Below are 15,406 nucleotides of genomic sequence, written 5' to 3'. Positions count from 1 at the left end.
AGATTTTATTTATATGATTATCTTTTGTTAAAAGTTAGATGGGTTTGGGATTCTTTGTCCATCAATAATAACTGCTAGGACTGCTCCTGCTGTTTTACCATTCCAGTTAACAACAGCAAACTCTACTTGAACTGTTTGATCTTTATAAGGTTCTAAGAAACTTAATTGGCCACCGTTTGCTGAATAAATATTTAAACTATTCTTACCTTCTGTTAGTAAATAATTTGATGAAAATGGTGTTTCTTTATATTCAATCTTAGCCTCTAATAAATATACTTTATCTGTATGTTCTTCAGTTGCTTTTAAATTGATAAAGTCACTAAGAGTTTTATTTTTAATTAGGATATCTGATTCATATTGGTGATTACCATATTTGTTAGCGATAATAACTGCATCATCAATCACTAGTTGGCCTACTGAACTTAATTGATTATCTTTTCCATATTTTACACCATCGTGTGTCTTTTTACCTTTAATAATAACTTTATTTCCTAAAGCTATTTTATTAAATTCATCTTGAACTAATTGAACTGCGATAATACCTGTTTGATCAACTATATAGAATCCTGTTTTATTGACTAAAGAAGCAATAATATTTCCTTCTACATAAACTTCTGTTTCATCTTCTAATTTTAGAATATCTTCAATTGTCTTAATGTCTACATTCGGAGTAGAGAATACTTCTATTTGAATTTCTTCTTGATATTCTTTATCTTCATAAGTTCCTGTGATAGTAACTGTTATGATACCTTTATTTTTAACTTTAAAGGTAAGTTTATTATTTTCAGTAATAAATTCAAGTGCCTCTGTATTACTTGAAGTATATGTTAAATTTGTGTTTTTAATACCTAGCGTTTCAAATTCAACTGTTGTGATAAGATCTACCTCTGGTGAGTATCCTTCTAAGTAGTTATTCGTAAATTGTTCTTTTGCTCTATATTTAACCGCAAATTCTGGATTATAATCTGTATTGTAAGAATAGACTTCTTCGATACTCATTGGTATCACACGGTATATAATATCACTTGGACTAGATTTTGCATTAATCACTGATAAATAGACTGTTCTTAGTTGTCCATCATATTCATCTAACCATTTAAAGTCAGATCCACTATTAGCTGTATATGCGTAAAAGCCTGTTTTGTCATCTAAATCATTGAAGTAATAATTGTCAAAACCTTTTCCTTCAACTTTTCTTATAAAGGCATTTACTTTATAAATAGTTCCTGTGATATTCTTGTCATAAGGTTTTGTGTCATGTAATTCTTTGATAGTTGTTTCTGGAATCCAGTCTTTATTAAAGTTTTGGTTGCCTTTAGTCAATTCCATTAAGTATGTATCTGCTACTTGAATAGCACCTTCATATTGGTGTTTTTGTGCTGCTGGTTGTTCTTTTTCTAAAATAAAGTTTTTTCTAGTTCCTGCTACTTTTATATAGTTTCCAATTTCAACTTCAGATGCAATTTTGTCATCAAAGATATACATTGCATTCGTATCATCTACTATGAATACTCCATTTGGTTTATGCTTATCTGCATAAGTAATTTGTGCAACTACTCCTTTAATAATAACATTTGTTCCTATAGTTTGACTTCTTGCTGATAGAAGATCCATTTCTGCATATTGAGTTAAATCAATATATTTAGCATAGATGGTGATATCTGCATCAATTGCACTTTTAAAATCATATGCTTTAGTATATTCTTTATCACTATACCAACCTGCAAAGATAAATCCTTCTTTATTTGGTTGTTGTGGCTCTTCAATTGTTTGACCTTTAGAAATTGTCATCGGTTTTAAACTAGTTTCTGCAAATGTGACTGTTACTTTTTCAGTTGTATCATTTTTTTCATGTTTGATATATTTTGTATTATTAAGTTCTACATCATCATTGAATTTTTTGATTGGCCCTTTGATATAAATGATATCTCCTACTACAGGAATATTAGTTAGCTCTGAAAACTTAATATCATTATCACCAAAGACACCATATACGAAAATACTTTGATCACCATCAGTAATCGTCATATTACCATATGTTGAATTAGCGATAGATTTAATTGTTCCTTTAACAAAGTATATATCAGTTGATACTGATCCATGTTCTAGTTTACTTCCTAAATCTAGAATAGTTTTGATTGAGGTATAAAATAAAGCATAGATTTTGGTATCTTGCGTTATTTTTTTAGTGAAATCAAATACGGTTGTATAAGTTTCATCTTCATACCAACCAATAAATGTATAACCTTCCTTTGTTACATTAGTTGGCTCATTTACGATTTGATCTTTTTGAACTGATTGATTCTCTACATCAGTTCCTTCAAATGAAACAGTATATGTTTCTTCGCTTTTTTCTTTATTTGTATCATTACATGCGATTAATACAAGTGATAAAGAAAAAATAAATAAAACAGCTAAAGCTTTTTTGATTCTTTGCATTCGTTTCTCCTCCTAAAATATAAAATGGCACAAAAAATAAAAAGTTTTCCTTTTTAATTTTGCACCATTATTATGGCGGGGGTGGAATGATTAAGTTTTGTACTCATCCTTATATTACAAGAAGCAAGTTATTAATTCAAGGCTTTTTTCACATTTTTCAATTATTTTACATTTGAGTGTTTTTTTATTATTAGCAGAAATTATACAATTTAATGCTAATTGTGATGCTTCTAATTCGTTATATAGCCTATTTAAGCCAGTAAATGTTCTTATGATAGTAAGTGACTTAAATTAGTTTCACATGCCTTGATACTTATATAGAATATTTTCAGCTAAGTTTTTTAGTTCTTGAGAAATTCTTGATTCCAAGCAAATTTGTAAAGCCTCTTTTTCATAGCAATCTTAAAGTGTCTGTTTTATTTTTGATCCTTGATATTAGCCTTGTTTCTATGACTATTCTAAAAGTTAATATTTCTTTATAAGTCAATTTCTTTTGCCTTTCTAAACGAAATAATTGCTGAAATAAATAAACAAATATAAACAAAACTTCCTGTAAATGCATACATAGATGGTGAAAGTTGTGTTCCTTTAGGCGTATCTAAATATAAGGGAATACTTGAAAAAATATTAACAATTAGAAGCATAGGTAGTATGTATAAATATCTCTTTTTGATAAATACGAAGAAAGCTCCTAAAATCACGCTGATAAATGATGCAAAGTGAATCAGACCAAAGTATGTTGTTTCCCACTTGAACCAATAATTAGGTATTAACTTGATTCGATATACCTCTTGGACAACAATACCGTTGATCATAAAATGTATACTATATACAGTCATTAGGATAATAAACAATTTAAAATACGATAGGTACTTACTCTGATTGTTTGATTCATAAAGATTTTTCTGAATATAAATGAGAACAACTGCAGTAGAAATCACAATACAAATCATTGAAAAAATATCTGAAAAAACTATAACATACTCTATTTCCTCAAAAATACCTATAGCAAGAGGAAAGTAAAAACTAAGCATTCCTAGTACAACTGTAACGACTAAATAGTAATAAAGCATTTTTTTAGCACTATTTTTTGTTTGATCATATGCATAAATAATATTTTCATCTTCTTCAAATAAAACTTGGTTTTTATATTTAGCTCTTCCCATTAAAACAATAACACTACTTACTCCAATACCAAGTCCTGAAATAACTCCAAATAAGATTAACTTAGATTCTTTTACTAAGAGCCCCACGATAGTTGCTATAATAATCAAAGCAACTTGTGCAATAATTGCTATATAAATATAGGTACTAAGCTCACCTAATACTCTTGATTTTAAAGCATTAAATAGTCTAGGTGTTTTTTTAGGTTCTTTTTGTTCTTGTTGAATCTTCCCCTTTAAAAGTTCATCGATTGTAATCTCATAAAGTTCTGCAACAGAAGAGATTATTGTTATATCCGGAATGCCTTCCGCATTTTCCCATTTTGAAACTGTTTTAGGTGAAATATGTAGAGCATCAGCAACTTGCTGCTGGGTATAGCCTTTTGCTTTTCTCAGTGATCTAAGTAATTCTGAAATTCTTTTGTTGTCCATATCTAGGACCCCCTTTCACTTTAAAGTCTACTCTTTAGATGAGTTTTTAACCACCCCTAGATAGACCTTTTTTATCTACTTAGCGGAGAGTTTATCTTGTTTTTATTATGCTTTATACTTTTTTTAAAATTTTTCTATAATTTTATTTAATAAAAATAATCTTAGTCTTCTTTTTATCTTATCATACAAAATACACTTAAAGTCATTCAAATGTTTTATACTAGCATATTCTTAAAACATCAATATAGACTATTTGCATAAAAAAGAGCGCTTGTTTAGCGCCCTCAAATCTTTAAAATATTTTTTAGAAAGGTTAATTGTTTTTAGTTGCCTCAATCTTAACACTTTCAAGCATTGTTCTATTACCTGAACTTACAGTTCCAGTATGTTGTACACCAAAACCACCAAAGTTATTACCAGTTATTTCTACTGAAATATTTACTTCAGGTGAAAGTCCTTTTTCTTTTTGGCTTGCTGATTGCTCAGTTTGTGTAGTTGCTTTAACACTTAAGATATTACCAATTACTGATAGTTCTACTTTTGCATTTGGCATGAAGGCTGTTGTAAACATGCCTTCTTTAAGAGCTGTACCAACACCATTTATAAATTGATACAATGTAAATTTAACCGCATCAGTATGGTCTGGAGTTCTTTCAATTCTAACCCCATAACCTGTTTGTGTATGTGCATCATATTTAATATATATATCCATATATTGCCCTGTTGCACTACCAAAACCTTGTCCAGCTGTTTTATGTGGTGTTAATGCTAATGTTACTTTCATATCATTGTATGATCCACTTTGATTATATAATAATCTAGCGCCTCTTCCTGTTGTCATTAAGCCATATAATGATGCTGCTCCATGACTACCTTTATTATATTCCCATGAGTTTTCTTGGTCTGGATCCCATTTAAACTCTGATCCTAAATCTACTGGTCTATACGTATCTAAGTACCAAGTATTATCTATAATTTCATCTTGTCTTTTTGTTGATATATGAGAAAAGTCTGTTTCTATGATATCACTAGTGACATCACTTTCTAAAATAGTTCTGCTTTCTATAGTAACTTTTTCTTGAGGATAGCTTGAGTGATGTTTTCCTTCAACTTCTACTTCTAGATAGTATCCAACTTCACCTTTAGTAAGTTCATAAACTTTTAATGGTTGATTAAATCTGGTAACAGCTATTTCTGTTTTTCTACCATCTTTTACTTTATACCATGTAATGATACTATGATCATCAAAATCATTACTCATATCAAGTTTATATGATACTTCAGCAGTTCCATTTTCAATTTTTAATGTTGGTGTTTCTTTGAACGTTGGAGCTTCTAATAACTCTGAAAGAATTTCTATTGTTTTAATTGCTTCATATCCTGATGGAAGTATTGCTTTAATTCTTGTTTTGATAGTTCTGCTTGTTGAGTTAATTCCTTTAATAACAATTTTATTATTTGTTTTAGATATTACTTCAACCGCATTTTCGTCCACAAGCCATTCTACTGTTCCTAAGTTTCTACTATTAGGGAATAGGTCTAATTTAATTTCTAATATTTCATCTTTTTCTGCATCTATAACTGTTTTATCAGCTAATAGTTCAGCATGTGAAATATATAATTCATCTTTAAATAGGTCTTTTTGATTAGCCGGATCCCAATTATCATCACCACTTAATAAATTATACACGTTATAGGTATTACCTATTTTATAAGCTTTTAACATTTCATCTGTTAAGTGAACACTTGTTTCACTCTTAGATGCACTTACTACAAGCGGTTTACCATTAAAAGTATTATTATGAACATAATGACGTGTATCCACATCTACAGTATCAGTCCATTCAAATTGCGTTGCATTTCCAGTAAATGTATTATCAATTAAAACAAAATTATTGTTATGCTTTGCGAAAAAGAGCGTTGATTTACTTTCTGGGTTTTTAAATTCGATTTCAAAGGTAGATCCTAAATAAGCCTGTAAAATATTTGAAGCACTACCACTTGGGTGGTTACTATATAGTTTAAAGTGTGAATTAACAAATACGTTAATATCACCTGTTCCAATAGCATCATCGGTTGCTTGGAAGTAACAGTTTTCATAATAAACACGATGTGGTTCATCACTTCTTGAAAATACATTTAAGAAACTAACGAATCTTGAATTCTTAAAAATCCATTTATCCATAGGTTCACTATTAGCTTTAGTGATCACTTGAGCTTGTGTAATAGTGTCACTTCTTTTTTCTCTATTTTTACTTGTATCTAAAGGATACACTAAATCAACGTTACAATAATTGGCAAAAGTAATGCCATCTGAGTTGAAGCCATGAGCAATGGCTAATGTGTTATAGTTACCAATAGCGCCTGCCATTTGACCTCTATTGCTTGCGATAATCGTATTTTCTGGATTATCATCTAATCCTATAAGGCTTAGGTTTTCCTGAGGCATAGTAAGTCCAATAAGCCCTGTTTCTTTTGTATAAATTGTTTCATCATCAGGGTCACTTGTCCAATATACACTAGGCTCTAAATAGATATATAAACGATTGTCTTCGGTTGCACTTTCTGCATAAGAAATAGCGTCTTGTAAGTTTGTAAATGTATACTCTGTTAATTCATTGGTTTTGAGTGTTTCATTAATATAAAGATGTTTTTTATCTAGAGTAATAACTTCATTTTTATAGATAATTTGGTTAACTTTTTTAGTCTCTTCGTTTTTCCATCTTGCGTATAATGTACGGTTCTCATTTACAATATTTACATCAAATACCCACGATACGCCACCCACTTCTTGGGTATACCACCCATTAAATTCAAAGTTTTTGAGTTTAGGATCTGAAGGTTTTGATATCGTAGTGCCTTTATCAGTAGTGATTGTATTTATGATTTTACCATCAACACTGAATGAAACACTGATTTCTCCTTTTTGTTTCTCGTTACCTTTACAGGCAACCAATATTAAAGAACTTAAAACTATCACTAGAAAACTTATAATTCTTTTGCTTTTCATTTTATTCTCCTCTTGTCTATATTTGTGAAAGCGTTTTACTTATATCGTATCATTATGATGTTTAATATACAAGAGTAATTTTTAAAATTTAAAAAAACGACCATTTCTTGATCGTTTATAAAAGTTATTCTAATTCTATTAAAAAGCAATAGGTATATCAAAGCCCATAACTACATCTATTATCATTTTGCCTGCACTAGCCAATTTAAGATAATATAATAAATGCTATATGTCTTTATTAAAAATTAGCATATAAGTACCTTTTTTTAAAGACAAACATAGTGGAGTTAGTATACAAACAACAATGGTATTTAACAAAAATGTTTATTTTCTAATTTCCCTAAATACAATATAATAAAATGCTATAAAAATAACGGTTGTATTAATTATTTTTTATGATAATTCTATAGAGGTTATACGTAAAATGCCCTAGGTAATAGAAATAACTATATTCACAAATAAAAATAATCACCTGAATCGTTCGATTAGTTATCAATATAGTTACTATTAAAAATAGATTTTTAATTGTTATATTTATTTTTTTCATGTTAACTCCTACAAATAGTGAAATAACCCTATTTATAGCAAACTATTATTCCTGTTGTTGTAACTCTGAGAATATTTTTTAACAAAATAAAAAAGTAACATATTCTCTAATTTATTCTTATATAAAAATAAAGAACCCTTTTTTAATCAAGTTCTTTAAACTGATAGATTAAAAAGTGTTCTTCACATATTAATATTATAAAATTCTGTTAATTAAAGTACTATATTTAGATTATGTTAAAAAGTGATACTTATATGTAATCCAAGACATACATCTATTGCTAGTTTACCTAGAGCAGTCAACTTAAGATAATATAATAAATTTTCTATATCTTTGTTTATTATCGGCATATAGGTATCTTTTTTCAAACTAATTAGAGATAATGTTATTATAAAAACAATAAGTGCATTTAACAAAAATTTCGAATCAATTCTTTTTTTATTTGGATACCATTCCCCTATAGCTGTAAATAAAAAAGAATATGCTGCTATAAAAATGATAGCTATGTTAATTATTTCGTATGATAATTTATCAGAGAATATATTTAGAATAATACAAATAATAGCTAAACCTATATTTATAAGTAAAAACACTTTATTTATAAAACCATGTTTTATTTCTTTACTATTTAAATCACTAGTATTTATTTTTTCCATATTAACTCACCCCAAGTTGTAATTAGTCTATTTAATAAAAACAGAGAATATTTTACTATTCTCTGAATTTTTAATAATTTTAATGATTGTTAAAAGAATTTTGATCTCGCTTGTTGTTTAGTTTCCTCACTTGCAGAAAAAGGAATTCTTGAAGTATATCCTTCTTTAGCAGCAACTATCATTTTAGTTGGCCATGCAAAGATATCTTGGTTCCATTTTAATACTGTATCATTATAAACTTCACGAGCTGCGGTAATTTCTTTTTGTAAGTAACTGTTTTGTTGCATCGCATCAGCTAATGCACGATGTGCTTTTAGTTCTGGGTATGCTTCAAATGCTACTCTTACACTTCTTAAGGCAGAATCTAATTGTCCTGCTACTTCGTTTCTGTTTTCATCAGTTGGATTGACTCCGCCTCTAAATTGTGCTACTGACTTCATAACATCTTTATCTAGATCTACTGATTTTTCTACGATTCCTACAACGTTTTGTAAGATTTGAACTCTTTGTTCTAAGTAGTTATCTATTTGTGATGCATTGTGTTGAATCTTTTGTTGTAATGCTTTGAAATGGTTTCTAGCGGATACTTTTTTAATTTGGAAGATAATTCCTGGTATAATCAGAATCCATAAACATATTTCAAAAATTAAAGATCCAGTACCCACTTTTACAGGTAACTGTTTTGCGATTACATTTACATCTTGTCCTTGTTTATTTACAGGACCATTTAATTCATCTAATTCATTTGCCATTATTTGTACCTCCTATTGTTATAGTTCTATTATACATTTTTTTTTAATATTGTTTTACTTTTTTAATATATATGCTAAATATAAGCCTATTTTATAAACTTCTTTTGGATCAATGCCTTGTTTTGAAGTATTTTCTAAAACTTTTCTAATTCTATCTTGATAACTTAATTCCTTTTCTTCAACTGGAACACTAATCTCAATCGGTGTATCTTTTGAAACCGGGATGTATTCTGTCCAATGAACAGGAATTGTATGCATTCTACCATCTCTACCTAGTTTCGTAAAATAATCTACTCTATTATGTGTTTCATATCCATAAGCAGTTACTGTAATTGTATCTTTGTAATCTTTACTTTTGTTAACCGTTGTCTTTAAAATATTAGGTGTTGTTGATAATGGATGCTTAAATTCATTTTCATTCATATGATTAACAACTGACTCGTGTTCATAAAAACTCACATAACTATCATATAGGTCTTTATAGATATATTCGTGTGGCATGTGTTGTTGATATAAAGGAATAGCTAAAACTGGCGCAAACGCGAAATATAGTTGTCTAAAGTACTCATTTTGGAAGTCTACAAAGTTTTTCTTAACTACTTCTAAGTCATAGCCTCTAAAAAACTTAGGATTTGGTTTTAATTCAAAATGATCTAAGTGTTCTGGATAAAGGACATTAATCATTTTATGTTTCACAAAATCAAAGTCATCGCCATATCCATATTCTGTATCTTTCATCAGTTCTAGAAGTGATTTTTGAGCAAGGGGGGTAAATAATAATCTAAATTGAGTTTCGTGATTACGGTTAGTTGCCCCAAAGAGAACTTCAAATTCTGAATTACCTAAGACTGTATAATTACCACCGGTTTTTATACTCTTTTCAGATTTTCTTCCTAGTTTTTTTATGTCTCTTGAAACTTTTTTATCTATTTGTTTTTGATTTAAATCTTCTGCATCAGAATCTTCTCTACTAAATATTAAATCGGGTGCCGCTTCATTTCCGTATACTAAGTAAATTTCTTTTGTATAGTATGGGCAAGGTCTTACAATTGTTTCTGTAAGTGTTTGGGTATGATGATTGGTTACAGTTTTACCATTAGAACGGGATGTTGTTGTCCAATGGATAGTAATTGATCCTGTATAAGCTTTTGTCCCTAGTTCGTGAACAAGTTCTTTAGATAAATAAAAGGGATTTCCTTTAATATCTCCTGATTGGATAAAAAGCGCTGATCTATTTAAGTCTTTTAGATCTCCTAATCCAAATTTATTGACTAGGTAATCTAGTCTTCTAGAATCAAATACTAGGTCCATGTTAATGTTAGGCAGTGTTTTTTTAAAGAGCTCTAAACTCATAGTTTCTGTAAATAAATTGTTTAATGGTTCTAATTGTTGATAGGCTTCTTGTATGAGGTCATCTATTTCTTTTCTTAGTTTATCATGATTTTTAATGAGTATTTTTAGTTTTGGATTAATGACTTTAAAAATAACGATAATCAATACAACTAGTGCTACACTTCCTAAGCTTAACGATAGAATAGATTTTAGCTCTGTTATTTTTTTAACTAATTGCATGATGCCGTAGATTGATGCAACTAAGGCAATAATAATTCCTATCCATGAGAATGCTTGAAGGATTCTTCTTTTTGTAATGGATGATTTTAAAGTATTAGCACGTTTTTCTAATTTTTTTATTTTATCATTCGTACTTTTGTTTAATCCTTGATCTATTTGAGCTTTTAAAACTAAGGCATCAAAGAAATCAGTCACATTTTGATTGTGTTTACTTTTATAGATTGAGCGATATTCTTTTAACGGTTCATAAATATCCATAGAATCGTTTGTTTCTTCTTTTCCCATGTAATCAACTCCCAAATAAGTCTATATTGAATAGATTAATTTTAACACTTAATGCTGTTTTTATCAATAAGCTAAGTTATTACAAGACAAAAAACTTGTTACGTTCATAACAAGTCTCTTTATATCTAGTTTAGTTAACTTAAAAAGTCTTTTAATAATCCAGAATCAATGACTTTATTTAAAACGGCCTTGGGAAATTTTTCCGTTGTAACTAATAAGTCTTTTCTGGTAAATTTATTTTTCATTACATAATCCCTTAGGATCTGATAGTGATTTTCAAGGCTTTTAAATGTTGATTTTTTAATATAGTACAAGAGTTGTACAAGTTTGTAATTTCTTTCAGTTATTACTAGATATGGTTTTCTAATAATGGCTGGTATACCTTCTATTTCTATTGGTCTTTTTCTTGTTTTTTCTCTATTAGTAATAATTTCGTGACTTGTATCCGGTTTGTAAGGAAGACCTAGTTCTTTTTCCAGTCTATACCCTAAATAAAATCCCATGACATTTTTGCCATTTCTAATATACTTATACTCTAAAACATCTTCTACATCTAAACCGTTATCTACAGAAGTTTCTTCTTCTGGAATATAGTAAACACCATGAATGTATCTGATTACTTTCCCTTCTTTTGCTAGGTTAGAAAGTTGTTTTCTAATAGATTCATTTGTATAATTCCAGTCACATAAATCTTCTATCACAATTGGTTTGTTTGTTCCATGTTCTAATTTTAGTTTTTCATAAAAATTCATTTTATTCACCCTTTAAATTTTATTTTCACTTTAATAATAGTCGGAAATTAAATTTTTACTTTTCTCCTAAGACTTTATTTTAATATATTTTAGTGAATTATGCTATACTTATCGGTAAAAGGATGTGATTTTTATGGATTTTGATGCATTAAATGATGATATTATCGACAAATTATACCAATTAAAGTCTGAAGGTTTCTTCTACTTAGAAGATACAGATACGGTTTTATTGATTAAAAACATTGAAAATAGTGATAATCTTGAGTTAACTTACCTTGAAAAATTGCTCGATATTTTCTTTAAAAATCCTAATGAAATTGATACATTAAGGTTACATTTAGCGTTTAGAAAAAGTGGCAATAGTCATAGATATAAAATGAAAAGAAAGTTATATGATTTATTCATTGATAATAGAGCTGAGGCAGTAAGTCAAATAGATGTTTTACGTAGTTTACTTTAATAAAGATCACTCTTGATCTTTATTTTTTTTAATTTGTTTACCTACTATTTTTTTTGATAAAAAATTAACAGTTGGGGTAATAATTAAACCAATCGCAATCGGTACCCACATAAGCGATTGACTCATTATTTTCTTAAAAGTTTGGGTATCTTCTAGTGCTAAATATAGATAATACGAGATAAGTAATAGGACTAATATAACTGTTAAACTTGACACAGTGTTGAGTTTAACTTTATTTTTTAGATATGTTTTTTCTATTTCATTTAAGCGTTCTAATTTCTTCTTATCTTCTATATTGATATCAATTAACCTTTCTAATGATGTGGTTAGAAAATCAATTGTTTTATTTTCAATGATTTTTTTAGTTTCATCATGGATAACGTCAATAGAATTTTTATAAATATCCTTATAATAGTAGTAAAGTGAACGACTGGTTGTCACTAAGAAAACTAAGTCTTTCTTTCTTTGATGCATAAGGTTAGCTTTCTTCAGGTGGATAATCGAACGAAATAGTGCATAGGTTATCTTTTCTTGGGTCTTTTTTGTAAATAAGGTTTGATCTAATTCATAAAATAAATTAACAATTCTTGATGTTTGAATAAAATCCTCATTCCAAATTCCTAAACTATCTTGTTTATCAATGATTTCTATGATTTCAGTTTCTATTGATTGAATGAATTTTTTATTATCTATTTTAAATAGTTTTAAGATAGATATATAAAGATTAATTTTTTCTAATTTTTCTGTGATTAGAATTTCTTCTTGAAAAAATGCTTTCTTTTCTTCTATTGTCTTTATAATATTATTTTGAATTTTTTGATCGATTGTCTCCAGATAAGTTAAGCTATCTTCTGATCTAATGACAATCACTTTCATTTGATTATATTCATCTAAATCTAGTATTTTATCATCAAGCCATTGTTGAATTTGGTTGATTTTTTTATTTTCTGTCTCAATTTTTTTGTTAATTAATTTTAATAATCTATATAGTATCAGTGTTTTATCGAGGTCTTCATCATAATTTCCATCATGATACTTTTCATTGATTTTTTCTAAAATACCTTTAATAAATTGATCATATTCTAAATTAAACATAGAGAAGCATTCAATAATAGAATAGGTTAAATAAATACTTTCCAAGAAAAATCCATTAGCATATTCGCTAAGGGTTAGACTGTATAGTTCTGTTTTTAAATATTCTAGCGAATGGTAATTGGTTAATTCATGAAAGGTTGGACCGGTTTGTTCTTTTATTTGGTAAAATACTCTTACTATTTTTTCTTTTTGATAATGGTTAAACAATTTTAAGGCGTCTTCTTTATTATATTCTTTAGAAAGCACATAAATATGGTGATATTCTTTTATAGGTGATTTTTGTAATTGTTTTAAGTCTTTGTATCTCGTGCTTGTATGATTAAAGAGTTCAACTTCTACTTCTGTGTTATCTATTAGAGTATCATTTTCTTTACTACTGATAAAAGCTATTCTAGGAATACCTCTTGTGATGTAATAAGTCAGATTTTCTAGAATTGTGTTTTGTTCAATTAAATAGTTAAGTGTAAGAGTTGTGATAATTAGTTTTTGGTTTTTAATAGGTAAACTTGTTATCAAGATACTTTTTTCTTTTATTAAATTAAAATAGTAAGCTTTTGTTTTAGCTTCTATATATGAAGTGTTTTTTATTTGTAGTTTAGTTTTGTTTAGTTTATTAGGGTAATTTAGGATAAAATTTGAGATGTCAAAGTTTTTCTTCTCATTATATGTATAATCTTCTATTTTATCTTCCTCGTCTTTTAAAATAGAAATTTCATGGGTTTTAGGAAGGAATGTTAAGTTGATATCTGTTATATCTGCAGTTACTAAGATACCTTTTCCATATTCTATAAAGGTTTCTATGTCTTTTTTATAGTATTCTAAAATATCTATTAATTCTTCGTAAGCAATATCTATGATAAGTGCATCGTATGTTAGTAATTTAAAATTTTCATTCATAAATAAAATAGAAATATTTTTATCTGTGTAGTAGTCAATTTGGTATTGTGTTTGATCTGTTTTTTTAAGGAGTTTTGAATAATTATTTTCTTTAAAGATATTAATGGTTGAATCAATTTCAATAAATGCTATTTTTTTCATTTTTCATAGATTTAAAAGAGATTTCTCTTATAAATCTTACCTCCTTTTTCATAATAGTTTTTTTATTATCATGTTTTTTATATTAACTATATTATAGGGGGCTTTTATTTTTTTTGAACGTGTATGTTCCCAAGTGCAGTTTATATGTTATAAAATGCACTTTTTTTAATAATTACATAAAAAAAAGCAGAGTTTCTCTGCGTTTAATTAAATATATTTGAACTTAGTTTTCTGAAATTTCAGCACCGTTTTCTAAAAGCAATTCTACAATTTCTGTTAATCCATTTTCTGAAGCATAGTATAACGGTGTATGACCTTGGTTATCTGTTACATTTGGATCTGCTTTTTTACTTAATAAGAGTCTTGCCATATCATTTTTACCAGAGAGCACTGAAACTAATAATGGGGTTTCACTATTTTCGTTTTTAGCATCTACTATTGCATTGTAAGCTAGTAGTAATTTAGCAACAGCAACCCCTCCTAAATTAGCAACAAAGTGTAAGGGAGAGTTTCCGTTTAATAGTTTTAAATTAGGGTTAGCTTGAGCTTTTAGTAACATTTCTACTATTACAACGCTATGGTTTCTACATGCTATATTAAGTGCTGAATCTCCTTCATCATTAAGGGTATCAATATCTAGGGTTAAGTTTTTTAATAGAGCACTGACTACTTCACTTTGGTTATTGTAAACAGCTTGATGAAGTGGTGTATTACCGTGGTTATCTACAGTATTTTCTCCATTTAAGTAAGGGATAAGGTCTCTTAAGCCTAGGCTTGTTGTATAGTCAAATGCACTATATCCTTCATTGTCTTTTTGTTCTTTATTAGCACCTTGTAAGATTAAGTGTTTAGCTATTTCTGTTTTTCTTGAAAGGATAGAAATAATTAACGGCGTTCTTCCTATTCTGTCTGTTGTGTTTACTTGAGCACCATTTTGTAAAAGTAAGTCGATGATTTCCTTGTTTCCTGATTGTGAAGCTGCGTGAATAGGTTCTTCACTTTGGTTATTCGCTAGGCTTGCGTCTGCACCTTGTTCTAATAGTAATTTAACAACGTCTTTAGCATTTTTAAGAGTTGCGTAGAATAAGGCAGTATTACCTAGTTGATCTTTTTTATTTAAATCAAAGCCTCCTTTTTTAATGAGTGCTAAGGCAACACCTTTTTGATTGTTTTTACATGCAGTAATTAATATATTGTTTTCCATT

Annotated in this window: 10 protein-coding genes; 1 reads left to right on the top strand and 9 read right to left on the bottom strand. The window is 28.3% G+C overall.

The genetic code is table 11. The annotated features are described in order from the left end of the window. Window positions 1–27: 27 nt before the first annotated feature. The 7 genes from BN854_RS00110 to BN854_RS00080 all read right to left on the bottom strand — a co-directional run bounded on the left by BN854_RS00110 (window position 28) and on the right by BN854_RS00080 (window position 11,608). A complete protein-coding gene (locus BN854_RS00110; RefSeq protein ID WP_026653876.1) occupies window positions 28–2,439 on the bottom strand; it encodes an InlB B-repeat-containing protein in 2,412 nt (803 codons plus the stop codon). A 476-nt stretch (window positions 2,440–2,915) separates the two neighbouring features. Beyond that, on the bottom strand, window positions 2,916–4,034 hold the full coding sequence (locus tag BN854_RS07350; protein WP_026653869.1) for a helix-turn-helix domain-containing protein: 1,119 nt from the start codon (window positions 4,032–4,034) through the stop codon (window positions 2,916–2,918). Window positions 4,035–4,347: 313 nt separating this feature from the next. Continuing rightward, window positions 4,348–7,044 (bottom strand): InlB B-repeat-containing protein, encoded by a 2,697-nt coding sequence (locus tag BN854_RS00100; RefSeq protein WP_026653862.1) that lies wholly within the window; start codon window positions 7,042–7,044, stop codon window positions 4,348–4,350. 783 nt (window positions 7,045–7,827) lie between these two features. Further along, entirely contained in the window at window positions 7,828–8,247 is a 420-nt protein-coding gene (locus tag BN854_RS00095; RefSeq protein ID WP_026653855.1) for a hypothetical protein, read from the bottom strand. Between the two features lie 89 nt (window positions 8,248–8,336). After that, window positions 8,337–8,999: a LemA family protein gene (locus BN854_RS00090; RefSeq protein ID WP_026653846.1), complete on the bottom strand. Its 663-nt coding sequence runs from the start codon at window positions 8,997–8,999 to the stop codon at window positions 8,337–8,339. A 54-nt stretch (window positions 9,000–9,053) separates the two neighbouring features. Next, window positions 9,054–10,856 (bottom strand): MAG1210 family protein, encoded by a 1,803-nt coding sequence (locus tag BN854_RS00085; protein WP_026653838.1) that lies wholly within the window; start codon window positions 10,854–10,856, stop codon window positions 9,054–9,056. 134 nt (window positions 10,857–10,990) lie between these two features. Then, window positions 10,991–11,608 (bottom strand): hypothetical protein, encoded by a 618-nt coding sequence (locus BN854_RS00080; RefSeq protein ID WP_026653834.1) that lies wholly within the window; start codon window positions 11,606–11,608, stop codon window positions 10,991–10,993. Between the two features lie 133 nt (window positions 11,609–11,741). On the opposite strand from BN854_RS00080, the gene BN854_RS00075 reads away from it, so the two are divergent. After that, window positions 11,742–12,068, top strand: coding sequence for a hypothetical protein (locus tag BN854_RS00075; protein WP_026653831.1), 327 nt, complete (start codon window positions 11,742–11,744; stop codon window positions 12,066–12,068). 6 nt (window positions 12,069–12,074) lie between these two features. Here BN854_RS00075 and BN854_RS00070 read toward each other — a convergent pair whose 3' ends face one another. After that, a complete protein-coding gene (locus BN854_RS00070; protein WP_026653824.1) occupies window positions 12,075–14,201 on the bottom strand; it encodes a hypothetical protein in 2,127 nt (708 codons plus the stop codon). Between the two features lie 223 nt (window positions 14,202–14,424). Beyond that, complete coding sequence (locus BN854_RS00065; RefSeq protein ID WP_026653814.1) at window positions 14,425–15,405, bottom strand: ankyrin repeat domain-containing protein; 981 nt, start codon at window positions 15,403–15,405, stop codon at window positions 14,425–14,427. Window position 15,406: the final 1 nt, after the last annotated feature.

The sequence above is a fragment of the Alteracholeplasma palmae J233 genome (genome assembly GCF_000968055.1).
In the GTDB taxonomy this organism is placed as follows: domain Bacteria; phylum Bacillota_I; class Bacilli_A; order Acholeplasmatales; family Acholeplasmataceae; genus Alteracholeplasma; species Alteracholeplasma palmae.
This window is presented reverse-complemented; position numbering and strand designations above follow the sequence as displayed.